The 21407-nt window shown below is 71.3% G+C and carries 19 protein-coding genes and 1 tRNA gene; 12 read left to right on the top strand and 8 right to left on the bottom strand.

Annotated features, from left to right (window positions below; genetic code table 11):
- Window positions 1–113: 113 nt before the first annotated feature.
- From ACIRG6_RS18015 to ACIRG6_RS17995, 5 genes are read left to right on the top strand one after another with little or no spacing between them, the layout of a single operon-like run.
- Window positions 114–893 (top strand): DUF881 domain-containing protein, encoded by a 780-nt coding sequence (locus tag ACIRG6_RS18015; protein ID WP_364675438.1) that lies wholly within the window; start codon window positions 114–116, stop codon window positions 891–893.
- Between the two features lie 45 nt (window positions 894–938).
- Entirely contained in the window at window positions 939–1136 is a 198-nt protein-coding gene (locus tag ACIRG6_RS18010) for a hypothetical protein (protein WP_189230365.1), read from the top strand.
- Window positions 1133–1771, top strand: a complete 639-nt coding sequence (locus ACIRG6_RS18005; protein WP_239765011.1) for an aminodeoxychorismate/anthranilate synthase component II — start codon at window positions 1133–1135, stop codon at window positions 1769–1771. The genes ACIRG6_RS18010 and ACIRG6_RS18005 overlap by 4 nt, the downstream gene beginning before the upstream one ends.
- Window positions 1768–2853, top strand: coding sequence for a class E sortase (locus tag ACIRG6_RS18000; RefSeq protein ID WP_403323488.1), 1086 nt, complete (start codon window positions 1768–1770; stop codon window positions 2851–2853). Before ACIRG6_RS18005 ends, ACIRG6_RS18000 begins: the two co-directional genes overlap by 4 nt.
- Before the next feature lie 13 nt (window positions 2854–2866).
- Window positions 2867–3637 carry a class E sortase gene (locus ACIRG6_RS17995; RefSeq protein WP_403323485.1) on the top strand — a complete coding sequence of 257 codons (771 nt, stop codon included), beginning with the start codon at window positions 2867–2869 and terminating at the stop codon, window positions 3635–3637.
- Between the two features lie 88 nt (window positions 3638–3725).
- Here ACIRG6_RS17995 and pknB read toward each other — a convergent pair whose 3' ends face one another.
- From pknB to fhaA, 6 genes are all read right to left on the bottom strand, one after another.
- Complete coding sequence (gene pknB / locus ACIRG6_RS17990; RefSeq protein WP_403323483.1) at window positions 3726–5732, bottom strand: Stk1 family PASTA domain-containing Ser/Thr kinase; 2007 nt, start codon at window positions 5730–5732, stop codon at window positions 3726–3728.
- A 190-nt stretch (window positions 5733–5922) separates the two neighbouring features.
- A complete protein-coding gene (locus ACIRG6_RS17985; RefSeq protein WP_364675447.1) occupies window positions 5923–7392 on the bottom strand; it encodes a peptidoglycan D,D-transpeptidase FtsI family protein in 1470 nt (489 codons plus the stop codon).
- Window positions 7389–8825: an FtsW/RodA/SpoVE family cell cycle protein gene (locus ACIRG6_RS17980; RefSeq protein ID WP_364675450.1), complete on the bottom strand. Its 1437-nt coding sequence runs from the start codon at window positions 8823–8825 to the stop codon at window positions 7389–7391. Before ACIRG6_RS17980 ends, ACIRG6_RS17985 begins: the two co-directional genes overlap by 4 nt.
- 27 nt (window positions 8826–8852) lie before the next feature.
- A complete protein-coding gene (locus ACIRG6_RS17975; protein WP_364675452.1) occupies window positions 8853–10400 on the bottom strand; it encodes a Stp1/IreP family PP2C-type Ser/Thr phosphatase in 1548 nt (515 codons plus the stop codon).
- Window positions 10401–10541: 141 nt separating this feature from the next.
- The gene (fhaB, locus tag ACIRG6_RS17970) at window positions 10542–11057 is read right to left on the bottom strand and encodes an antibiotic biosynthesis regulator FhaB (RefSeq protein ID WP_189230150.1); all 516 of its coding nucleotides are present in this window, start codon (window positions 11055–11057) and stop codon (window positions 10542–10544) included.
- A gap of 10 nt (window positions 11058–11067) precedes the next feature.
- Entirely contained in the window at window positions 11068–11946 is an 879-nt protein-coding gene (gene fhaA / locus ACIRG6_RS17965; RefSeq protein ID WP_189230149.1) for an antibiotic biosynthesis regulator FhaA, read from the bottom strand.
- 490 nt (window positions 11947–12436) lie between these two features.
- On the opposite strand from fhaA, the gene ACIRG6_RS17960 reads away from it, so the two are divergent.
- Window positions 12437–12520 (top strand) — tRNA-Leu (locus tag ACIRG6_RS17960).
- An 88-nt stretch (window positions 12521–12608) separates the two neighbouring features.
- On the opposite strand, the gene ACIRG6_RS17955 is transcribed toward ACIRG6_RS17960, so the two are convergent.
- Window positions 12609–13451, bottom strand: coding sequence for a dioxygenase family protein (locus tag ACIRG6_RS17955; protein ID WP_403323479.1), 843 nt, complete (start codon window positions 13449–13451; stop codon window positions 12609–12611).
- 403 nt (window positions 13452–13854) lie between these two features.
- Here ACIRG6_RS17955 and ACIRG6_RS17950 point away from each other — a divergent pair, with 403 nt between their 5' ends.
- From ACIRG6_RS17950 to ACIRG6_RS17925, 6 genes are all read left to right on the top strand, one after another.
- Complete coding sequence (locus ACIRG6_RS17950) at window positions 13855–15324, top strand: DUF2252 domain-containing protein (RefSeq protein ID WP_403323477.1); 1470 nt, start codon at window positions 13855–13857, stop codon at window positions 15322–15324.
- 55 nt (window positions 15325–15379) lie between these two features.
- Window positions 15380–16192, top strand: a complete 813-nt coding sequence (locus tag ACIRG6_RS17945; RefSeq protein ID WP_318213597.1) for a hypothetical protein — start codon at window positions 15380–15382, stop codon at window positions 16190–16192.
- Window positions 16193–16347: 155 nt separating this feature from the next.
- Entirely contained in the window at window positions 16348–16677 is a 330-nt protein-coding gene (locus ACIRG6_RS17940) for a rhodanese-like domain-containing protein (protein WP_161166738.1), read from the top strand.
- A gap of 201 nt (window positions 16678–16878) precedes the next feature.
- Window positions 16879–17700 (top strand): DUF5819 family protein, encoded by an 822-nt coding sequence (locus ACIRG6_RS17935; RefSeq protein ID WP_364675460.1) that lies wholly within the window; start codon window positions 16879–16881, stop codon window positions 17698–17700.
- Window positions 17697–18914 carry an HTTM domain-containing protein gene (locus tag ACIRG6_RS17930; protein WP_364675463.1) on the top strand — a complete coding sequence of 406 codons (1218 nt, stop codon included), beginning with the start codon at window positions 17697–17699 and terminating at the stop codon, window positions 18912–18914. The genes ACIRG6_RS17935 and ACIRG6_RS17930 overlap by 4 nt, the downstream gene beginning before the upstream one ends.
- Window positions 18911–19693 carry a TrmH family RNA methyltransferase gene (locus ACIRG6_RS17925; protein ID WP_364675466.1) on the top strand — a complete coding sequence of 261 codons (783 nt, stop codon included), beginning with the start codon at window positions 18911–18913 and terminating at the stop codon, window positions 19691–19693. Before ACIRG6_RS17930 ends, ACIRG6_RS17925 begins: the two co-directional genes overlap by 4 nt.
- Before the next feature lies 1 nt (window position 19694).
- Here the strand turns inward: ACIRG6_RS17925 and paaN are convergent, their stop codons facing one another.
- Window positions 19695–21386 (bottom strand): phenylacetic acid degradation protein PaaN, encoded by a 1692-nt coding sequence (gene paaN, locus ACIRG6_RS17920; protein WP_364675469.1) that lies wholly within the window; start codon window positions 21384–21386, stop codon window positions 19695–19697.
- Between the last annotated feature and the right edge of the window lie 21 nt (window positions 21387–21407).

Genomic DNA, 21407 nt, shown 5'->3' with positions numbered 1-21407 from the left:
TGGCCGCGCAGGGAACGGTTCGGGCTCGGGGCGGCGTACAAGGGGACTCTGAGCGCTCCCCCGGGCGTCCGTTAGCGTAGTGCTTCCGTGGCGCTTAAGGAGATAAGGGTACGTTGAGCAATTCTGCCGACTCCCCCGGGACGGGATCCAGCCCTGCCCGCGGGCGCCGATTCCGGCCGGTCCGGGTGCTCACGGCGGCCGTCTTCGCTCTCGCGGGTCTCATTTTCTTCACCAGCTTCAATACCGCCAAGGGCACCAATATCCGCACGGACACCTCTTTGCTGAAGTTGTCCGATCTCATCCAGGAACGCAGCCGTAAGAACGGTGAGCTGGACGAGTCCAACGCGGCCCTGCGGGACGACATCGAAAGCCTCGCCGAGCGCGACGACGGAAGTACGAAGGCGGAGGACGACAAGCTCGCGGCGCTGGAGAAGAAGACCGGTACGCAGGAGCTGAAGGGCGAATCGGTCTCGGTCACGCTGGACGACGCCCCGCCGGATGCCACCGCCAAGCTTCCCGGGTATCCCGAGCCGCAGCCCGACTACCTGGTGATCCACCAGCAGGATCTGCAGGCGGTGGTCAACGCGCTGTGGCAGGGCGGTGCCGAGGGCATCAAGGTGATGGACCAGCGGCTGATCTCCACCAGCGCGGTGCGGTGCGTGGGCAACACCCTGATCCTCCAGGGGCGCGTCTACTCGCCGCCGTACAAGATCCAGGCGGTCGGGGAACCGGAGCGGCTGAAGAAGGCCCTGGCCGAGTCGCCGGCGATCCAGAACTACATGGTGTACGTCAACGTGTACGGGCTCGGCTGGAAGGTCGAGGACGAGGGGACGGCGACGCTGCCGGGCTACTCGGGCGCCGTGGACCTGCACTACGCCCAGCCTGTCGAGTGACGCCGTTCTCGGGGGCTCCGCGCCGTTAGTCTGGTGCCGTACGGCGTGAGTCTGGTGCCGTGGTGCGACGGAAGGGACGGCATGTACGGCTGGATCTGGCGGCATCTGCCGGGGAACGTGTGGGTGAGGGCGCTGCTCTCGCTGGTGCTCGTGGTGGCCGTGGTCTACGTCCTGTTCCAGTACGTCTTCCCGTGGGCCGAGCCGCTGCTTCCCTTCAACGATGTGACGGTGGACAACCAGTGAGTGCGCGCATCCTCGTCGTCGACAACTACGACAGCTTCGTCTTCAACCTGGTCCAGTACCTGTATCAGCTGGGTGCCGAGTGCGAGGTACTGCGTAACGACGAGGTGTCCACGGGGCACGCCCAGGACGGTTTCGACGGGGTGCTGCTGTCGCCGGGGCCGGGAGCGCCCGAGCAGGCGGGCGTGTGCGTCGAGATGGTGCGGCACTGTGCGGCGACCGGCGTGCCGGTCTTCGGTGTCTGTCTCGGCATGCAGTCGATGCAGGTGGCGTACGGCGGCGTGGTGGGCCGGGCGCCCGAGTTGCTGCACGGGAAGACGTCGCCGGTGGAGCACGGGGGCCAGGGCGTGTTCGCGGGCCTTCCGTCGCCGTTCACGGCGACGCGGTACCACTCGCTGGCCGCCGAGCCGGACACGGTGCCGGCCGAGCTGGAGGTGACGGCCCGCACGCACGACGGGATCGTGATGGGGCTGCGGCATCGGGACCTGCCCGTCGAGGGTGTGCAGTTCCATCCCGAGTCGGTGCTGACCGAGTACGGGCACCGGATGCTGGCCAACTGGCTGGTGGAGTGCGGTGACCAGGGCGCGGTGGCGAGGTCGGCGGGGCTCGCCCCGGTGGTGGGCAGGGCCACGGCGTGACCGCGCTGCGCCCCGAGCGTGAGTCCGGCGCGGCCGGTGACCAGGGGGTCTCGTACGGGCAGTCGTACGGGAGTTCTGGTGCGTTCGGGGGCGGCTCGTTCGGGGACGGCTGGTACGAGGGGCGCGTCCCGGCCGAGGGGGCGTACGAGGAGACGTATGCGCCGGTTCCCGACGACGAGACGGTGGCGTTGCGGGTTCCGGATCCGCCGCCGGTGCGTACGGGGGACGTTTCTCCTTCCGTAGCGGCCGGACCGCCGGGTGGTGGCCGTGCGGCCCGCAGGAAGGCCGCCAGACGGCGCCACGGGCGTCATGGAGGCGCTCAACGGCCGTCGGGGGCACAGGAGTCCGCCGAGGCGCCGAAAGCGCCGCTGTCGCGTGTGGAGGCCCGTCGACAGGCCCGGGCGCGAAAGCCGGGGGCCGCGGTGATCGCGAGCCGGGCGATAGGCGAAATCTTCATCACGACCGGTGTGCTGATGCTGCTGTTCGTCACCTACCAGCTGTGGTGGACGAATGTGCGGGCGCACGCGCAGGCCGACAAGGCGGCGAGCAGCCTCCAGGACGACTGGGCGAGCGGCAAGCGGAATCCGGGGGCCTTCGAGCCGGGGCAGGGTTTCGCCATCCTGCACATTCCGAAGCTGGACGTGGTGGTGCCGATCGCCGAGGGCGTCAGCAGCAAGAAGGTGCTGGACCGGGGCATGGTGGGGCACTACGCGGAGGACCCGCTCAAGACGGCGATGCCGGAGGCGAAGAGCGGCAACTTCGGGCTGGCCGGGCACCGCAACACGCACGGTGAGCCGTTCCGGTACATCAACAAGCTGGAGCCGGGCGATCCGATCGTCGTGGAGACGCAGGACGAGTACTTCGTCTACAAGATGTCGTCGATCCTGCCGGTGACGCCGCCGAGCAACACCACCGTCCTCGATCCGGTGCCCCGGCAGTCGGGGTTCACGGGGCCGGGGCGCTACATCACGCTGACCACGTGCACCCCGGAGTTCACGAGTAAGTACCGGATGATCGTCTGGGGCAAGATGGTCGAGGAACGGCCGCGCAGCAAGGGCAAGCCGGATGCGCTCGTCAATTAAGGGCAGATGACCAGTGGCAGCGACCACCGACACGGATCACGAAGAGCACACCGACGCGTCCGGCCGGCCGCCGTCCACGGCACGCCGCCGTCGCGGCCCGGGGCGGGGCGTCGCCGCGGTCGTCAGTGTCTTCGGCGAACTCCTCATCACGGCGGGCCTGGTGCTGGGCCTGTTCGTCGTCTACTCGCTGTGGTGGACGAACGTCGTCGCCGACCGCGCGGCCGACAAGCAGGCCGACAAGGTGCGGGACAACTGGGCCCAGGACAGGGTCGGTCCGCAGGGGCCGGGGGCGCTGGACACCAAGGCGGGCATCGGCTTCCTGCACGTGCCCGCGATGGGGGACGGCGACATCCTGGTGGAGAAGGGCACGTCGATGGAGATCCTCAACGACGGCGTGGCCGGCTACTACACCGATCCGGTGAAGTCCGAACTCCCGACGTCGGGCAAGGAGGGCAACTTCGCGCTGGCGGCCCACCGGGACGGGCACGGTGCGAGGTTCCACAACATCGACAAGATCGAGAAGGGTGACCCGATCGTCTTCGAGACGAAGGACACCTGGTACGTGTACAAGGTCTACGGCATCCTCCCGGAGACCTCGAAGTACAACGTGAAGGTGCTCGGGGGCATCCCCAAGGAGTCCGGGAAGAACAAGGCGGGGCACTACATCACGCTGACGACCTGCACGCCGGTGTACACGAGCCGGTACCGGTACGTGGTGTGGGGCGAGCTGGTCCGCACGGAGAAGGTGGACGGCGAGCGGACTCCGCCACAGGAGCTGAGCTGACCGGCCTCCTCGCAGGGGCAGCCACCCAGCACGACGACAGAGCCCCGGCCCTCACCAGAGGGCCGGGGCTCTGTTCGTTTCGGTGGGGTCAGTCGTGGTTGCCGAGGCCGCCGATGAAGCCGCCGCCACCGTTGTCGTTGCCGTTGTTGCCGTTGCCGCCGGCGGCGAAGAGGGTGACCTTGTCGCCCTTCTTGACCTCCTGGCCTTCCGACGGATTGCTCGTCAGCACGATGGCGTTGTCGTCGCCGCTGCCCTGGACGCTTTCGAGCTGGAGGCCGCTCTGGGCGAGGACCTGCTTGGCCTGGCCGACGGTCATCTGGGTGACCTTCGGCATGGCGAGCTTCTCTTCCGCCGGCGCCTTGGCGATCTTCACCGTGACCGTGCTGCCGCGGTCCACGTCGGTGCCCGGCTGGAAACTCTGCTCGAAGATCGTGCCCTCGGGCTGCGCGGTGGACTCCTCCTCCGTCTGGGAGCCGAGGACGAGGCCCTTCTCCTTCAGGCGCTGCTCGGCGTCCGCCGGGCTCAGGCCGAGCAGGCTCGGCACGGTCACCTGGGAGGTCTCGCGGGCGACGGTGAGCGTGACGGTCGAGCCCTTCTCGCGCGAGGTGCCGCCCTCGGGGTCCTGGGAGAGCACCGTGTCCGGGGTCTCCGTCGACTCCTTGGTCTCCTTCTCGACCTTGAAGCCCTTGTCCGTCAGGGCCGCCTCGGCGTCGTCGAAGGTCTGGCCCTCGACGTCCGGGACCTCGACCTTGGGCGCGCCGGTCGAGACGACGAGGTTGATGGTGGAGTTCTTCTCGACCTCGGTGTCCGGCTTCTGGTCCTGCGAGCAGATGTGGTCCTTGGCCTGGTCCTCGCAGGGCTTCTGGGTGAATGCCAGTTCCAGGTCGGCGTTGGTCGCCTGGTTGCCGGCCTCCTGCTTGGTGAGGCCCACGAAGTTCGGTACGGGGACGGTGTCGTTGCCGACGCCTCCGCCGCCGATGGCGTACTTGCCGATCAGGATGGCGCCGACGAGGACGAGGAGGCCGGCCAGGACCAGGAGGATCGTGGAGGTGTGGGACTTCTTCTGCTGGCGGCGCCGTCCGGGGCGGTCGTCGTAGCCGTAACCCCCGTCGTCGGGGTTCATCGGCGGCAGCATGGTCGTGGCGCCCGCGCCCGTGCCGGAGTCCGAGCGCAGGGCGGTGGTCGCCTGGTCGTCGGGGTAGCCGCCGTAGCCTCCGGCTGCCATGACGCCCATCGCGGCGGTGGCGGCGACCGGCTGGCCGTCGAGGCAGGCCTCGATGTCGGCGCGCATCTCGTCCGCCGACTGGTAGCGGTAGTCGGGGTCCTTGACCAGGGCCTTCAGGACGATCGCGTCCATCTCGGGCGTGATCTCGGGGTCGAAGACGCTGGGTGCCTGCGGTTCTTCGCGGACGTGCTGGTAGGCGACCGCGACCGGGGAGTCGCCGACGAAGGGCGGCCGGACCGTGAGGAGTTCGTAGAGCAGGCAGCCGGTGGAGTACAGGTCGGAGCGTGCGTCGACCTGTTCGCCCTTGGCCTGCTCCGGGGAGAGGTACTGGGCGGTGCCGATGACGGCGGAGGTCTGGGTCATCGTCATGCCGGAGTCGCCCATGGCGCGGGCGATGCCGAAGTCCATGACCTTGACCTGGCCGTTGCGCGTCAGCATGACGTTGGCGGGCTTGATGTCGCGGTGGACGATGCCGGCGCGGTGGGAGTACTCCAGGGCCTGGAGGATGCCGATGGTCATCTCCAGCGTCCGCTCGGGCAGCAGCTTGCGGCCGGAGTGGAGGAGCTCGCGGAGCGTGGAACCGTCGACGTACTCCATGACGATGTACGGGATGGAGACCCCGTCGATGTAGTCCTCGCCCGTGTCGTAGACCGCGACGATCGCGGGATGGTTGAGCGAGGCGGCCGACTGGGCCTCCCGGCGGAACCGGGCCTGGAAGGACGGGTCACGCGCGAGGTCCGCGCGGAGCGTCTTCACCGCCACGGTGCGGCCGAGCCGGGTGTCGTGCGCGAGGTAGACCTCCGCCATGCCACCACGGCCGAGCACCTGGCCCAGCTCGTACCGGCCGCCGAGGCGACGCGGCTCTTCCATGGTTACCTACCAGCCCTCTCCGTCGGTCCCGACCGGCATGCTTGTACGGTCGGAGGCTGCCGTCCGGCCTACCGTACCCGGCTCGCTCTGTGTGACCTGGCCAAGCCCGGTACCCGATACAGGACCGGTATCGCAACGTGCGTCGATGTGAAGGGGACGTGAGCGGAGTCACGTCCCGTCCAGCGCTTGGTCACTTCTTGCTGTTGATGACGGCCTCCATCACGCTCTTCGCGATCGGTGCCGCGAGGCCGCCGCCGGAGATGTCGTCGCGGCTGGCGTTCTCGTCCTCGATCACCACGGCCACGGCGACCGGTGAGCCGCTGTCGGTCTTGGCGTACGAGATGAACCAGGCGTACGGGTTCTCGCTGTTCTCGACACCGTGCTGCGCGGTACCGGTCTTGCCGCCTACGGTGACGCCGTCGATCTGCGCGTTGGTTCCCGTGCCGTCCTTGACGACGGTCTCCATCATCGACTGCAGGATCTGGGCGTTCTCCGGGGAGAGCGGCTTGCTCATCTCCTGCGGGTCCGTCTTCTCGATGGTGTCGAGGTTCGGGGCCTGGAGCTCGTCGACCATGTACGGCTTCATCAGGGTGCCGTTGTTGGCGATGGCCGAGGTGACCATGGCCATCTGCAGCGGGGTGGCGGCGGTGTTGAACTGGCCGATGGAGGAGAGCGCGACCTGCGAGTCGTTCATGTCGTCGGAGAAGACCGAGGCGCTGGAACGGACGGGGACGAACTGCTCCTCGGTGAAGCCGAACTTCTTGGCCGTCTCGAGCATCTTGTCGTTGCCGAGGTCGTAGCCGATCTTGCCGAAGACGGTGTTGCAGGAGACGCGCAGTGCCTCGCGGAGGGTGGCGTTCTCGCAGGGGAGGTCGCCCTCGTTCGGCAGGGGCGTGGTGGTGCCGGGCATGGTCCACGGCAGCGGGGAGTCGGTCTTCTCGTCGGCCGAGGTGTACTTGCCGTGCTCCAGTGCCGCCGCGGCGGTGACGACCTTGAAGGTCGAACCGGGCGGGTAGACCTCGCGCAGGGCGCGGTTGAGCATCGGCTTGTCGGGGTTGTTCTTCTCGATGATCTTGTTCCAGGCCTTGCCGTCCGCCTCGCCGCCGCCGGCGATCGTCGAGGGGTCGTACGAGGGGTACGAGGCCAGGGCGAGGATCTTGCCGGTGGAGGGCTCGATGGCGGCGACGGCGCCCTTGCCGCCCTGCTTCTTCAGGCCCTCGTAGGCCGCCTTCTGCGCGGCGCTGCTGAGCGTGGTGACGACGTTGCCGCCCTCGCGCTTCTTGCCGGTGAGCATGTCGAGGGTGTTGCGGAAGAAGAGCCGGTCGTCGTTGCCGGTGAGGATGCCGTCGTCGATGTTCTCGAGCTGGGTGGCGCCGTAGGCCTGGGAGACGTAGCCGGTGACCGGCGCCCACATGGCGCCGTCCTTGTAGGTGCGCTTGTACTTGAAGTCGCCCTCGGTGGTGGCGTGTCCGGTGATGGCCTTGCCGTCGACGATGATGTCGCCGCGGGGGGTGGCGTAGCGCTCGATGGCGACGCGGCGGTTGGCCTCGTCGTTCTTCAGTTCGTCGGCCTGGACGTACTGGAGCCAGTTGTCGCGGATGAGCAGGGTGAGGACCAGGAGTCCGCAGAAGATCGCGATGCGGCGCAGGGGCTTGTTCACGGTCGGACCACCTGGGTCATCTCGGCGTCGGGGTTGGCGGCGGGCGCGGGGGCGGGCCTGCGCGCGGTGTCGCTGATCCGCAGCAGGATGCCGATGAGGGCCCAGTTGGCGATGACGGAGGATCCGCCGTAGGCCAGGAAGGGCATCGTCATACCGGTGAGCGGGATGAGGCCCATCACACCGCCTGCCACGACGAACACCTGGAGCGCGAAGGCGCCGGACAGGCCGATGGCGAGGAGCTTGCCGAACGGGTCGCGGGCGGCGAGGGCGGTGCGCACGCCGCGTTCCACGATGAGTGCGTAGAGCAGGAGCAGGGCCATGAGGCCGGCCAGGCCGAGCTCCTCGCCGAAGGTGGCGAGGATGAAGTCGGAGTTGGCGGCGAAGCGGATCAGCTCGGAGTGGCCCTGGCCCCAGCCGGTGCCGAGGGTGCCGCCGGAGCCGAACGCCCACAGGGCCTGCATGGCCTGCTCGGAGTGGCCGCCGACGCCCGCGCGGGAGAGCGCGTACTCCTTCATCGGGTCCAGCCAGGCGTCGACGCGCTGCTGGATGTGCGGTTCGAAGCTGGCCACGCCGACGGCGCCGACGGCGGACATCATCAGGCCGAAGACGATCCAGCTGGTCCGCTCGGTGGCGACGTACAGCATGATCACGAACATGCCGAAGAAGAGCAGCGAGGTGCCGAGGTCGGTCTCGAAGACCAGGATGAGGATGGAGACCATCCAGACGACCAGGATGGGGCCGAGGTCGCGGCCGCGGGGCAGGTAGAGGCCCATGAAGCGGCGGCTGGCGAGGGCGAGCGCGTCGCGCTTCACCATCAGGTAGCCGGCGAAGAAGATCGCCAGGACGATCTTGGCGAACTCTCCGGGCTGGATGGAGAAGGAGCCGACCTGGATCCAGATCTTGGCACCGTAGATGTTCTTGCCGAGGCCCGGGACCAAGGGGAGCAGCAGCAGGAAGAGGGCGCCGACCATGGAGATGTAGGTGTAGCGCTGCAGGACGCGGTGGTCCTTGAGGAAGATCATCACCACGACGAACAGGGCGATGCCCATCGCGGTGTACATCAGCTGGCGGGGTGCGGCGGTGCCGGCCTGCTTGATGTCCTGGAGCAGCTCGGACTGGTCCAGACGCCAGATGGCGACGAGCCCGAGGCCGTTGAGCAGGGTGGCCAGCGGCAGCAGCAGGGGGTCCGCGTACGGCGCGAACTTGCGGACGACCAGGTGGCCGACGCCGGCCAGCAGGCCGAGCCCGAGGCCGTAGCTCAGCAGTCCTGCGGGTACCTCGTCGTTGAGGGCCAGGCCCACGTTGGCGTAGGCGAAGACCGGGATGACGACGGCGAACACCAGCAGGGCCAGCTCGGTGTTGCGGCGGCTGGGCGCGCCGATCGAGCCGATCGTGGACGTGTGGTGCGTCGGCGAGTTGGAAGTACTGCTCATCGTGTGACGGGGCCTCTCACGGCTTGCCTACTGCTTACCGCACAGCGAGACGACCTTCTGCTCTTCCTCCGAGAGGCTGGGGCCGGGGCTGGTAGTGGGTGCGGTCGTGGACGGGGACGGGGACGATTCGGGCGTCTTCGGTGGCTCCGACGCGGTCGGTGTCGGTGTGGCCTTGGACGTGAAGGAGGCGGGTGTGGTTCCCGTGGTGCCTCCGGCCTCGCCTTCGCCCGTCTTCGCGTTCTCGCTGTCCGCGGCATGCCGTTCGGCCTGCTTCTTGCAGGCCGAGGCCTGTACCGACAGCTCTTCGATCTTCGCCCGGGCGTCGTTCAGGTCGCCCTCGGCGATGGTCGACTCGACGAGTTTCTGCTGGTAGGGCGGCAGGTACTTGAGTTCGATCTCGGGGTGGTCCTTCTGGACCTTCGAGAGCGAGACCCAGGCGAGGTCCTGGCTGATGCCCCGGTAGAGGGCGACGTGGTCGTTGTTGGTGCCGACGTAGTACTGGGTCTGGGTCCAGCGCCAGCCGCCGTAGAGACCGCCGCCGATGACGGCGAGGGCGAGCACGCTGTAGAGGGACCGCTTGAGCCACTTGTGGTTCTTGCGGGGTTTGACGAAGTCGTCGTCGCCGTAGTCGCCGAAGCCGCCGGCGGGGATGAAGCCGGTGGTGTCGCCGCTGCCGGGCGGGCCGAACTCGCCGCCTCCGCCGTGCCGGCCGCCGCCCTGGCGGCCGAGTCCGGCGGCGCGGCCGGCCGGGGTCTGCATGATGCCGTTGTCGCCGAACTGGGCCTGGTTCTCGGCGACGGCGCCGACGACGACGGGCGTGTCGGAGAGCTGGCCGGCGAGGGTGTCGCCGGTGTCGAGGTCGAGGACGTCGGCGACGATGACGGTGATGTTGTCGGGGCCGCCGCCGCGCAGGGCGAGCTGGATCAGCTCCTGCACGGTCTCCTGGGGGCCCTGGTAGCTGGCGAGGGTGTCCTCGAGCGTCTGGTGGGAGACGACGCCGGAGAGTCCGTCCGAGCAGATGAGGTAGCGGTCGCCGGCCCGTACCTCGCGGATGGACAGGTCGGGTTCGACGTGGTCGCCGCTGCCGAGGGCGCGCATCAGCAGGGAGCGCTGCGGGTGGGTGCCGGCCTCCTCCTCGGTGATGCGTCCCTCGTCGACGAGGCGCTGCACCCAGGTGTGGTCCTGGGTGATCTGGGTGAGGACGCCGTCGCGCAGGAGGTAGGCGCGGGAGTCGCCGACGTGGACGAGGCCGAGGCGCTGGCCGGTCCAGAGCAGGGCGGTGAGGGTGGTGCCCATGCCTTCGAGGGCGGGGTCCTCCTCGACCATGTGCCGGAGCTGGTCGTTGGCGCGCTGCACGGCGGTGCCGAGGGAGGTGAGGATGTCGGAGCCGGGCACGTCGTCGTCGAGGGCGACGATGGTGGAGATCACCTCGGAGGAGGCGACCTCTCCGGCGGCCTGGCCGCCCATGCCGTCGGCGATGGCGAGCAGGCGGGGACCGGCGTAACCGGAGTCCTCGTTGCCCTCCCGGATCATGCCCTTGTGCGATCCGGCGGCGAAGCGCAGTGACAGACTCATGCGCACCTCGCCCGTCGGCTCCGACTGCAGCCGGTCGTGTCGAGCCACACTGCCCACCCTCCGGTCGGGAGCGCGCCGTGGCCCGGGGTGCCGGCCGCCGCTGCGTGCTCGCTCCGCTCGCGCTCATTCATTGGTGTAGCACTACTTCCGCAGCTCGATGACGGTCTTGCCGATGCGGATCGGCGCCCCCGGGCCGATGGGTGTGGGGGACGTCAGCCGGGACCGGTCCAGGTAGGTGCCGTTGGTGGAGCCCAGGTCCTCGACGATCCACTGGCCGTCGCGGTCCGGGTAGATCCTGGCATGGCGGCTGGAGGCGTAGTCGTCGTCCAGCACGATCGTCGAGTCGTGTGCCCGGCCGAGCGTGATGGTCTGGCCCTGGAGGGCGACGGTGGTGCCGGTGAGGGTGCCCTCCGTCACGACGAGTTTGGTGGGCGCGTTGCGGCGGCCCCGGCCGCCGCTCGGCTGCTGGCGCTGCGGTGGAGGCGCCTGGCCCTGGCGCGTGGCCTGCTGCGGTCGTGCGGCGTCGCGCCGCGCTCCGCGCTGGGTGACCCGCGTACCGAACAGGTCGCTGCGGATGACCTGCACGGCCACGATCACGAACAGCCACAGTACGGCGAGAAAACCCAGCCGCATGACCGTGAGGGTCAGCTCTGACATTGCCCCCGGATCACCCTTCGGCTTGCCTATAGATAACGGTGGTGCTGCCCACGACGATCCGCGAGCCGTCGCGGAGCGTAGCGCGGGTGGTGTGCTGCCCGTCCACCACGATGCCGTTGGTGGACCCGAGATCCTGGATCGTCGAGGGCGTTCCGGTCCGGATCTCGCAGTGCCGGCGGGAGACGCCGGGGTCGTCGATCCGCACGTCGGCCTCGGTGCTGCGTCCGAGGACGAGGGTCGCGCGGGAGATCTGATGGCGGGTGCCGTTGATCTCGATCCAGTGGCGGGTGCGGGTGCCGGGCGCGGGTGCGGCCGGGGGGTGCTGGCCGCCCGCGGGCTGCGGGTAGCCGTAGCCGCCGGGGCGTCCGCCGGGCGGCGGAGCGGCGGGCATGGGCGGGGCGCCGGCGGGTCCGGCGGGCGGGTAGCCGTAGCCGCCGCCCGGTGCGCCGGGCCGTCCGGAGGGAGCGGGGGGCGCGGCGGGTCCCGAGGGGCCCGGGCCGCCCTGCTGGCTGCTGGAGGAGGCGAGCGTACGGCTGCGGACCCGGTACAGGCCGGTGTCGAGGTCGTCCGCCTTCTCCAGGTGGACCTTGATCGGTCCCATGAAGGTGTAGCGCTGCTGCTTGGCGTAGTCGCGCACCATGCCGGCGAGCTCGTCGCCGAGCTGGCCGGAGTAGGGGCTGAGGCGCTCGAAGTCGGGCGTGCTCAGCTCGACGATGAAGTCATTGGGCACGACGGTGCGGTCGCGGTTCCAGATGGTCGCGTTGTTGTCGCATTCGCGCTGGAGCGCTCCAGCGATCTCCACGGGCTGCACCTCGGACTTGAACACCTTCGCGAAGGTGCCGTTGACCAGACCTTCGAGACGCTGCTCGAACTTCTTCAGGACTCCCATGGGGCACCTCCTCCGTCGCTGCCGTCCTGTCCACTGCCTTGCGTACTGCTCGTCGTGCCGCGTGTCCGGGCACTGTCCACCTGGTACTGCTTACTGATCGTATCCACGCGCCGGTCGATCGGCTGGTTCCCCCTGTCGGCCCCGTCGACGGGTGTCGACGCCTCTCGGAGTTCCCGCTGGAGCTCCTCTTCGAACTCTCCCGGCCGTTCGAAGCTGCTCCCGCAGGTCCTCATGCCCAGGATCGTAGAGGCGGCCGTGGACCAGTGTCCCGCACCTGACTGTGGACCCCTGCCTGCTCCTGGGGAGACGGGCGGGACCGGTACGAGGTTGATACGTGAACGGGTACGGGCCGGTACGAGTGCCCGGCCCGGCCCCGGGGGCCCTTCCACCGGCGAACAAGGGATGTGAATCGGGCCCGTACAGCGTGCTAATGTTCTGGGTGTCGGAAGGCGCCGGGCCGAAAGGAACGGGGCCCGAGGACACACCCAATGCGCGGGTGGCGGAATAGGCAGACGCGCTGGATTCAGGTTCCAGTGCCCGCAAGGGCGTGGGGGTTCAACTCCCCCCTCGCGCACAGAACGAAAGCCCCCCAGGTCTCGGACCTGGGGGGCTTTCGCGTTGTCCGTCACGGGCCGTGTGAGGAAGGTCTCACGGGGGTGGGGTCATTCCCGGTGCCACAGGGCGGGCACGTTGGGCGGCTCCCAGCCGGTCATCGACGTGTGGGCCTGCAGGCAGCGGTAGGCGCCGGAGCCGTACGTCACGCGGGCGCCGGCGGCGTAGGCGCGGCCGGGGGCCCAGGTGCCGCCGGGCGGGTCGGTGGGCGGGTCGGTGGGGGTGCCCGGGCCGGGGCCGCCGTCCACGTTCAGCACGAAGTCGAAGGTGGCCTGCCTGCCGCCGCCCGCGTCGCGGACGTTCATGAGCAGCGCCGGATCGAAGATCGTGTCCGTGCTGTTGCGCGGTTCGCCGGGGAAGTAGAGCTGGGTGGTCAGCACGGGTTCGCCGGGTGCCTGGGCCTTGACGTGGATGTGCCGGGTGCGGCCCGGATAGAGGCCGGGGACGATCGTGCGCAGGGTGAACGCACCGGTGGAGTCGGTGAACTGGTGGCCGCGGAGCGTGTATCCGGCCATGTCGTAGGCGCCCGCGGTGTCGGCCTGCCAGAAGTCGAGCAGGACGCCGGGCAGGGGGACGCAGTTGCGGCCGAAGACGTAGCCGCTGACGGTCAGCCGGGTGCCGGCGGTGTCCGGGGTGACCAGGTCGGTGCGCAGCGGGGAGTTCGGCTTGAAGTAGGGGCCCTCGATCTGGTCGGGCGTGGGGTCGTCGCCGTCGTCGCAGAACGGGGTCGGTGCCAGGGTCGTGCCCGGTGCGCGGGCGGAGTCCCGGGCGAGGGCGACGGCGCCGGTGGCGAGCAGCGGGACGGCGGCACCGGCGGCGACGGCCGCCCTGAGCAGGGTCTTGCGGCTGACGCCGGGCTCGGCGCCGCGATCATCGGGGGTGGTGGGTGTCATGGCGGGCTCCTCGGGCTCCTCGGTGGGGGGCAGCCCCTGGGGAAGAAGACGGGCGGGACGTGCACGACACGGAGCGCGTCCCCCGGGCGCGGGGCAGGCTGAGTGCACCGGGGGACGCGCTCCCGTGGTGATCGCCGAAACCGTAAGCCGCGCCGGCGGGCCGCGGGGACCTCCCGTTGTGCCCCCTGCCCGGCGTTATGGGGCGGGATTCCGTGTACGGGCGGTGCGGGCGGCTGTACGGTCGTGGCGCGTTCATGACGGCGGCCGGGCGTGTCCGGTGCGTGCGGGCGGCGGCGGGCGGTGTGGGCGGGAAGTACGGGCCGTGGGGTGCGCGGGGCGGGTTCGCCGTGGTGCGCCGGGGCGGGTGCGTGGGTCGAGTACGGGAGTCGGGGAGGGCGGTCGGATGGCCGAGGCGACTGAGGCGGCTGCGGATGTGGCCGCTGCCGGGGTGACGGAGGACATCGAGGCGGGAGCCCGTGCGGTGCGGGCGGGGCGGATGCCGCAGGTGCCGGGGTTCGCGCGGTGGCCCGCAGGGGGGTCGCCGAAGGCGGAGGGCAAGGCGCTGCGCGGGCGCGTCCCGCGTTCCGCGCACGCCGCCTTCGACCCGGACGGGGCCCGGCCGGACGCGGTGAGCGCGGTCGAGGAGTCCCACCGGGGACGGATACCGGGGCTCACCCCGATACGGACCGGGCGGATGGCGGCCACGCCGTTCGCCTTCCTGCGCGGGTCGGCTGGCCTGATGGCGTACGACCTGGCGCGCACGCCGATGACGGGCATCGGCGCCCAGATCTGCGGCGACGCGCACGCGGCCAACTTCGGGCTGTACGGGGACGCCCGCGGCGGCCTGGTCATCGATCTGAACGACTTCGACGAGACGGTCCACGGCCCCTGGGAGTGGGACCTCAAGCGGCTCGCCGCCTCCCTGGTGCTCGCGGGCCGGGAGGCCGGCGCCGACGAGGACACCTGCCGGGCGGCCGCCCACGACGCGGCCGGCGCCTACCGGCGCACCATGCGGCTGCTGGCCCGGCTGCCCGCGCTGGACGCCTGGAACGCCATCGCCGACGAGGAACTCGTCTCCCACACCGACGCCCACGACCTGCTCGGCACGCTGGAGCGGGTGAGCGAGAAGGCGCGGGCCAACACCAGCGGCCGGTTCGCGGCCAGGTCGACCGAGGCCACCGAGGACGGCGGGCGCCGCTTCGTGGACGCGCCCCCGGTGCTGCGCCGGGTGCCGGACCCGGAGGCGGCGGCGGTCGCGGCCTCGCTGGAGCCCTACCTCGCGACCCTGTCCGAGGACCGGCTGCCGCTGCTGGCCCGGTACGCGGTGCACGACGTCGCCTTCCGCGTCGTCGGTACGGGCAGCGTGGGCACGCGGTCGTACGTCGTGCTGCTCCTGGACCACCGGGGCGAGCCGCTCGTGCTCCAGGTGAAGGAGGCCCGGCCCTCCGCGCTGGGGCCCCATCTGGCGACGGCCGGTTTCGACGTTCCCGAGGTCGCGCACGAGGGCCGCCGGGTGGTGCTCGGGCAAAAGCGCATGCAGGTCGTCAGCGACATATTGCTCGGCTGGACCTCGGTCGACGGGCGGCCCTTCCAGGTGCGGCAGTTCCGCAACCGCAAGGGCAGCGTCGACCCCGCGGCCCTGGCCGCCGACCAGCTCGACGACTACGGCCGGATGACCGGCGCCCTGCTGGCCCGCGCCCACGCGCACAGCGTCGACCCGCGCCTGGTCGCCGGCTACTGCGGCAAGAACGAGGAGCTGGACGAGGCGATGGCCGCCTTCGCCCTGGCCTACGCCGACCGCACCGAGGCGGACCACGCCGCGCTGCTCACCGCGGTGCGGTCGGGGCGGATCGCGGCGGAGCCGGGGGTGTGAGGGGGCCCGGCGGCAGGCCGGACGGCACCGGCGGTCCGTGCCCTAGGCTGGTCGGGTGACGACCCCGGAAGCTGAGCCCGAGCAAGGTGGTGCGCCGCGGCCCGAGGAGCGGCTGGAGCAGGCCGTACGGGCCGCCGAGCAGGCGCTCATCGAGTACGAGATCGCCCTGGAGACCTTCCGCGTGGAGGTCGAGAACTTCTCACGGCTGCACGAACAGCGGCTCGGCCCGGTGTACGCGCGGCTCGAGGAGCTGGAGGCGCAGATCCTGGAGGCCCGGGCGGCCCGCAGCGACGACCCCGAGGACCGCCGCCGGGCCGACGAGGCACGGGCCCGGCTCATGCCGATCCCCGGGGTCGAGGAGCTGCTGCACGGCTGGATGGACGGGGACGGACTGTTCCCGGAGGCCACGGCGATGCTCACGGACCAGGCGGTGCGCCCGCCGAAGCGGGTCCGGCCGGGCGAGGAGGCCCGCAGGCTCTACCGCGAGCTGGCCCGCAAGGCCCACCCCGATCTGGCGCAGGAGGACGGCGAGCGGACCCGGCGCGAGGAGTTCATCACCCGCGTCAACGCCGCCTACGCCCGCGGCGACGAGACCGAGCTGCGGGCGCTGGCCGAGGAGTGGGCCGCGGGCCCGGCCCCCGAGCGGCGGCCGAGCCGCGGCGAGGAGCTGTACGTGCGCCTCGAATGGCTCGACCGGCGCAAGGAACTGCTCACCGTGCTCGCCAAGGAGCTGGAGGAGAGCGCGATAGGCGCCATGCTCCGCCTGGCCCCGGACGACCCCGACCGCCTGCTGGAGGAGATCGCCGAGCAGTTGGCGGCCCAGGTGGGCGAGCGGGAGGCCGAGCTGGCGGAGCTGCTCGGCCAGTAGCCCCGCCGGAGCCGCCGTGGTCAGCAGCGACAGGGGCTGCGCGATCCGGACCAGGGCCTGATGGGCGACGGCGCCCGCGACCCCACGGGCGTCGGCGGCCGGCCGGGCGGGGCGTCGTGTCGGGTAGCGTCGGGGGCATGAGTTTTGGAGCTGGTGTGCCCACGGTCGAGGTCACGGACCTCAAGGACGGCGACTTCTTGCTGGACGTCCGCGAGGACGACGAGTGGCAGGCCGGCCACGCCGCCGGGGCCCTGCACATTCCCATCAGCGAGTTCGTCGCCCGCTACGGCGAGCTGACCGAGGCGGCGCCCGAGGACGGCCGGGTCCACGTGATCTGCCGCTCCGGCGGACGCTCGGCCCAGGTCACCATGTACCTGGTCCAGCAGGGCATCGACGCCGTGAACGTCGACGGCGGCATGCAGGTGTGGGCCGCCGCCGGCCGGCCCGTCGTGGACGGGAAGGGCGAGCCGGGGCACGTCCTCTAGCGATCCCCGCGCGGGTCGCGGTCCACGGCCGCGGCGCGGGTGTGGCGACGGCCACGGTGCGGCCGGTCCGCCGGGGGCTGTGCCGCCGGGCCGTCCTGAGTACCGTTCCCGTTCGAGCGGCGTGGACCACCCGCACCGGTGGTGTCACGCGGCGCCCCCGCGGCAGGGCGGGCGGAGAGACGGACCGGGGAACGGGGCGGAATGGACGCGCACGACACAGGCTCGGACGCCCGGCGGGGGCCGGACGAGCCGGACCGACCCGCCGAGCCGTCCGCCGCGCGCACCGGACCGTCTGCCGGACCGCCCCCCGCCGTCGCGCCCGACGGGCCGCCGATGCCGCAGGCCGTCGCCGGTGCGGCGGGGACCGGGCCTCCCCGTACCGGGGTCGCCGCCCTCTCTCCGCGCTACCAGGTCGGTGCCGTGCTCGCGCTCGCGGTCGTCGCGGCCGCCGTGTGCGCGCACATCGGACTGACGTTCCTGCACGTCGCCCCGTCGAACACCCTGTCCAAGCGGCACGGTTCCGTGGTCGACGAGTGGATCTACCCGGAGTTCGAGCAGAACTGGAAGCTCTTCGCGCCCAACCCGCTCCAGCAGAACATCTCCGTCCAGGTCCGTGCCGAGGTGAGCACGTCGGACGGCGGGATACGGACCACCGGCTGGTACGACCTGTCCGCCGAGGACGGCCGGGCCATCGACGGCAACCCGCTGCCGAGCCACACCCAGCAGAACGAGCTGCGCCGGGCCTGGGACTTCTTCGTCGCCACCCACGACTCCCACAATCGCCCGGTGGGCCTGCGGGGCACCCTGTCCGAGGCCTATCTGCGCCGCGTCGCGGTCCTGCGGCTGGACCGCAGCGACGCCGCGGAACCGGACGGCGCCGTCCAGCGCGTCCAGTACCGCTCCCGCACGACCAATGTGCCGCCGCCCGACTGGAGCGGTGAGACGGTCTCCGACCGGCCGGTGTACCGGGAGCTGCCCTGGTGGCGGGTGCCCGCCGACGAGGCGGAAGGAGGCGTCGCGTGAACGGCCTCGCCCTGTCGGTCTCGCGCGGTATCGCCCGCGTCACCGGGTCCGCGCTCGGCCCCTGCCAGACCGCCGTGATCCGCATCGGCTTCAGTGCGACCTGGCTGCTCTTCCTGCTCCGCGAGTTTCCCCACCGCCACGAGCTGTACGGCCCGGACGGCCCCTGGAGCCACGACCTCGCCGAGCAGCTGATCTCGGACAACGGCGCGTTCACGGCGTTGATGTGGTGGGACGGCGCGGCCTGGTTCGAGGCCGTCTACGCGCTGTCCGTGCTGAGCAGCCTGCTCTTGCTGCTGGGGTGGCGCACGCGGACCACCTCGGTGCTCTTCATGGTCGGGGTGCTCTCGCTGCAGAACCGCAGCATCTTCATGGGGGACGGCGGCGACAACGTCCTGCACCTGATGAGCATCTACCTGGTCCTCACCCGCTGCGGCCGGGTGTGGTCGCTGGACGCGCGCCGGGCACGGCTCGCGGGCGCGGCACGCGCGCGGGGGGAGCGCGTCGTGGACCGGACCGGGCCCGCCCTGTGGACGGTGCTCGGGTCGGGGCTGGTCCTGGTGACGCTGGCGGGCCGGCTCGACGGCGACTGGTTCGTCCCGGCGCTGCTGTGGGCGGTGTGGTCGGCGCAGGGCCTGTGGTGGAGCGTGGGGCGGTGGGCCAGGAGCGGTCAGCCGCGGATCCTGCTGGACGTCGTCGCCGACGTCGTGCACAACGGCGCCCTGCTGGTGATCATGGCGGAGGCCTGCCTGATCTACGCGACGGCCGGCTGGTACAAGATCCAGGGATCGCGCTGGCAGGACGGCACCGCGGTCCACTACCCCCTCCACCTGGACTACTTCTCGCCCTGGCCCGGCCTGTCCGACGCGCTGGCCGCCAACGGCACGATGGTCATGCTCATCACGTACGGCACGGTCGCCGTCCAGGTCGCCTTTCCCTTCACCCTGTTCAACCGGCGGATCAAGAACGTCCTGCTGGCCGCCATGATCACCGAGCACGCGGTGATCGCCGTGGTGCTCGGGCTGCCGTTCTTCTCGCTGGCGATGATCGCCGCCGACGCGGTCTTCCTGCCGACCTCGTTCCTGCGCCGCCTGGGCGGGCGGGCGGCACGTGCGCGGGACCGTTTGGTACGGCGCGGGGGCGGCCGGGGGAAGGTGCCGGCGCCCCGTGCCGCCCAGGAGGACGCCGGGCAGGCGCACGTAGGCTTCACGGCATGACCGACCCCGCCCCCGGGCCCCGCCCCGACGCCCTTTCCGTCTGGCGCGGGCACGCCGACGCGTGTGTGCTGCTCGACGGCTTCCACGCCCTCAAGCACGCGCTGCGTTTCGGCGCCGGTGTCCCGGTGGCCGTCACCAGTGACCGCGCGGCCGTCCTCGCCCTCGCCGACGAGCTGGCACCGGACGTCCGGGAGGCGCTGGACGGTCTGCTGACCGAGGTGCCGCACGCGGCGTACACCTCCCTCGTCCCGCGCCCGCACCCCACCGCGGTGGCCGCCCTGGCCGTACGCCCCTCGCGCGAGGCCGCGCTGCGGACGCTGGCGCACACGCCCCGCACCAGCCCCGTCGTGGTCCTCGACCAGCCGCGCAACCTCGGCAACGCGGGGGCGGTGATCCGGCTGGCCGCCGGTTTCGGCGCGACCGGCGTGGTCACCACGGGGCCGCTCGACCCGTGGCATCCCACGGTGGTGCGCGGCGGGGCGGGCCTGCACTTCGCGACCGCCGTGGAGCGGCTGGACGTGGCGCAGCTCCCGCCCGGACCGGTGTTCGCGCTGGACCCGGAGGGCGAGGACATCCGCGGACTGAAGCTGCCCGACGACGCGCTGCTCGCGTTCGGCTCCGAGCGCAGCGGGCTGTCGGGCGAGCTGCGCGCGCGGGCCGACCACCTGGTGGCGCTGCCGATGCGCCCCCAGGTCTCCAGCTACAACCTCGCGACCAGCGTGGCCATGACGCTGTACCACTGGAGCGCCACCGGGGGCGCGTCGCCCACGTCCCGCTAGGTCAGGCCTGGCGCCGGACCTCCACCACCCGGAAGCGGTTCGCGACGAACGCGCCGTCGCACAGGGCCGCGTTGGCCGCCGGGTTGCCGCCCGAGCCGTGGAAGTCGGAGAAGGCGGCCGTCTGGTTGACGTACACCCCGCCGGTGAGGTTGAGGGAGAGCTGGGCCGCCTCCTCCAGGCAGACCTCCTGCACGGCCTGCTCGACCTCCGGGTCGGTCGTGTAGGCGCCGACGGTCATCGCGCCCTTCTCCCGGATGCTGTGACGCAGCAGGTCCGTGGCGTGCGCGGCGGAGTCGACGGCGACGGCGAAGGAGACGGGGCCGAAGCACTCGCTGGTGTAGGCGGCCTCGTCGTCGGGCTTGGCGCCGTCCAGCTTGACGATCACCGGGGTGCGCACGACCGCGTCCGGGAAGTCCGGGTTGGTCACCTCGCGGGAGGCGAGGGCGACCTCGCCGAGACCGGCGGCGGCCTCCAGGCGGGCCTTGACGTCCGGGTTGACGATCGCGCCGAGCAGGGCGTTCGCGCGGGCGTCGTCGCCGAGGAGGCCGTCGACGGCGCGGGCCAGGTCGGCGGTCACCTCGTCGTAGGACTTGTCGCCCTGGTCGGTGCGGATGCCGTCGCGGGGGATCAGCAGGTTCTGCGGGGTGGTGCACATCTGGCCGCTGTAGAGGGACAGCGAGAACGCCAGGTTGGCCAGCATGCCCCGGTAGTCGTCGGTCGACTCGATGATCACCGTGTTGACGCCGGCCTTCTCGGTGAAGACCTGGGCCTGTCGGGCGTTGGCCTCCAGCCAGTCGCCGAAGGAGGTCGAGCCGGTGTAGTCGATGATCCGGATCTCGGGGCGGGTCGCCAGGGTCTTGGCGATGCCCTCGCCGGGGCGCTCGGCGGCCAGCGCGACCAGGTTCGGGTCGAAGCCGGCCTCGGCGAGGACGTCGCGGGCGACCTGGACCGTGAGGGCGAGCGGCAGCACCGCGCGCGGGTGGGGCTTGACCAGGACCGCGTTGCCGGTGGCGAGGGAGGCGAACAGGCCCGGGTAGCCGTTCCACGTCGGGAAGGTGTTGCAGCCGATGACCAGGCCGATGCCGCGCGGGACCGGCGTGAACTGCTTGGTCAGCGCCAGCGGGTCGCGCTTGCCCTGCGGCTTGGTCCACTCCGCCGTGCCGGGGGTGCGGACCTGCTCCGCGTACGCGTAGGCCACCGCCTCCAGGCCGCGGTCCTGCGCGTGCGGGCCGCCCGCCTGGAAGGCCATCATGAAGGCCTGTCCGGAGGTGTGCATGACCGCCTGCGCGAACTCCATCGTCCGGTCGGCGATCCGCTTCAGGATCTCCAGGCATACCGTCGCGCGCAGCTCCGCGCCCGCGTCCCGCCACGCCTTCTGGCCGGCCTTCATGGCGGGCAGCAGCACGTCGAGGTCCGCGTGCGGGTACTCCACGCCCAGCTCGATGCCGTACGGGGAGACCTCGCCGCCGGTCCAGCCGTCGGTGCCGGGCTGGCCGAGGTCGAGGCGGGTGCCGAGCAGCGCGTCGAAGGCGGCCTTGCCCGCCGCCATGTCCAGGCTGCCGTTCTCCCCGTAGGCCTTGGGGTGCTCGGGGTGCGGGGACCAGTACGCGCGCGTACGGATCGTCTCCAGCGCCTGGTCCAGTGTCGGCCGGTGCCGGTCGATCAGCTGGTGCGCGGTGAGTTCGGCGGCCATGCGGGACCAACTCCTCGTCTC

It is taken from the genome of Streptomyces flaveolus (genome assembly GCF_044765825.1).
GTDB lineage: Bacteria > Actinomycetota > Actinomycetes > Streptomycetales > Streptomycetaceae > Streptomyces > Streptomyces flaveolus.
The sequence above is the reverse complement of the archived record's forward strand: the minus strand, read 5'-3'. Positions and strand labels throughout refer to the sequence as shown.

Excerpts from the sequence above, each read along its gene's own strand:
- paaN (WP_364675469.1), bottom strand. The coding sequence starts at position 21,386 with ATGGCCGCCGAACTCACCGCGCACCAGCTGATCGACCGGCACCGGCCG.
- fhaB (WP_189230150.1), bottom strand. The coding sequence starts at position 11,057 with ATGTCAGAGCTGACCCTCACGGTCATGCGGCTGGGTTTTCTCGCCGTA.
- ACIRG6_RS17955 (WP_403323479.1), bottom strand. The coding sequence starts at position 13,451 with ATGACACCCACCACCCCCGATGATCGCGGCGCCGAGCCCGGCGTCAGC.
- ACIRG6_RS17935 (WP_364675460.1), top strand. The coding sequence starts at position 16,879 with ATGGACGCGCACGACACAGGCTCGGACGCCCGGCGGGGGCCGGACGAG.
- pknB (WP_403323483.1), bottom strand. The coding sequence starts at position 5,732 with ATGGAAGAGCCGCGTCGCCTCGGCGGCCGGTACGAGCTGGGCCAGGTG.
- ACIRG6_RS17925 (WP_364675466.1), top strand. The coding sequence starts at position 18,911 with ATGACCGACCCCGCCCCCGGGCCCCGCCCCGACGCCCTTTCCGTCTGG.
- fhaA (WP_189230149.1), bottom strand. The coding sequence starts at position 11,946 with ATGGGAGTCCTGAAGAAGTTCGAGCAGCGTCTCGAAGGTCTGGTCAAC.
- ACIRG6_RS17950 (WP_403323477.1), top strand. The coding sequence starts at position 13,855 with ATGGCCGAGGCGACTGAGGCGGCTGCGGATGTGGCCGCTGCCGGGGTG.
- ACIRG6_RS17975 (WP_364675452.1), bottom strand. The coding sequence starts at position 10,400 with ATGAGTCTGTCACTGCGCTTCGCCGCCGGATCGCACAAGGGCATGATC.
- ACIRG6_RS17980 (WP_364675450.1), bottom strand. The coding sequence starts at position 8,825 with ATGAGCAGTACTTCCAACTCGCCGACGCACCACACGTCCACGATCGGC.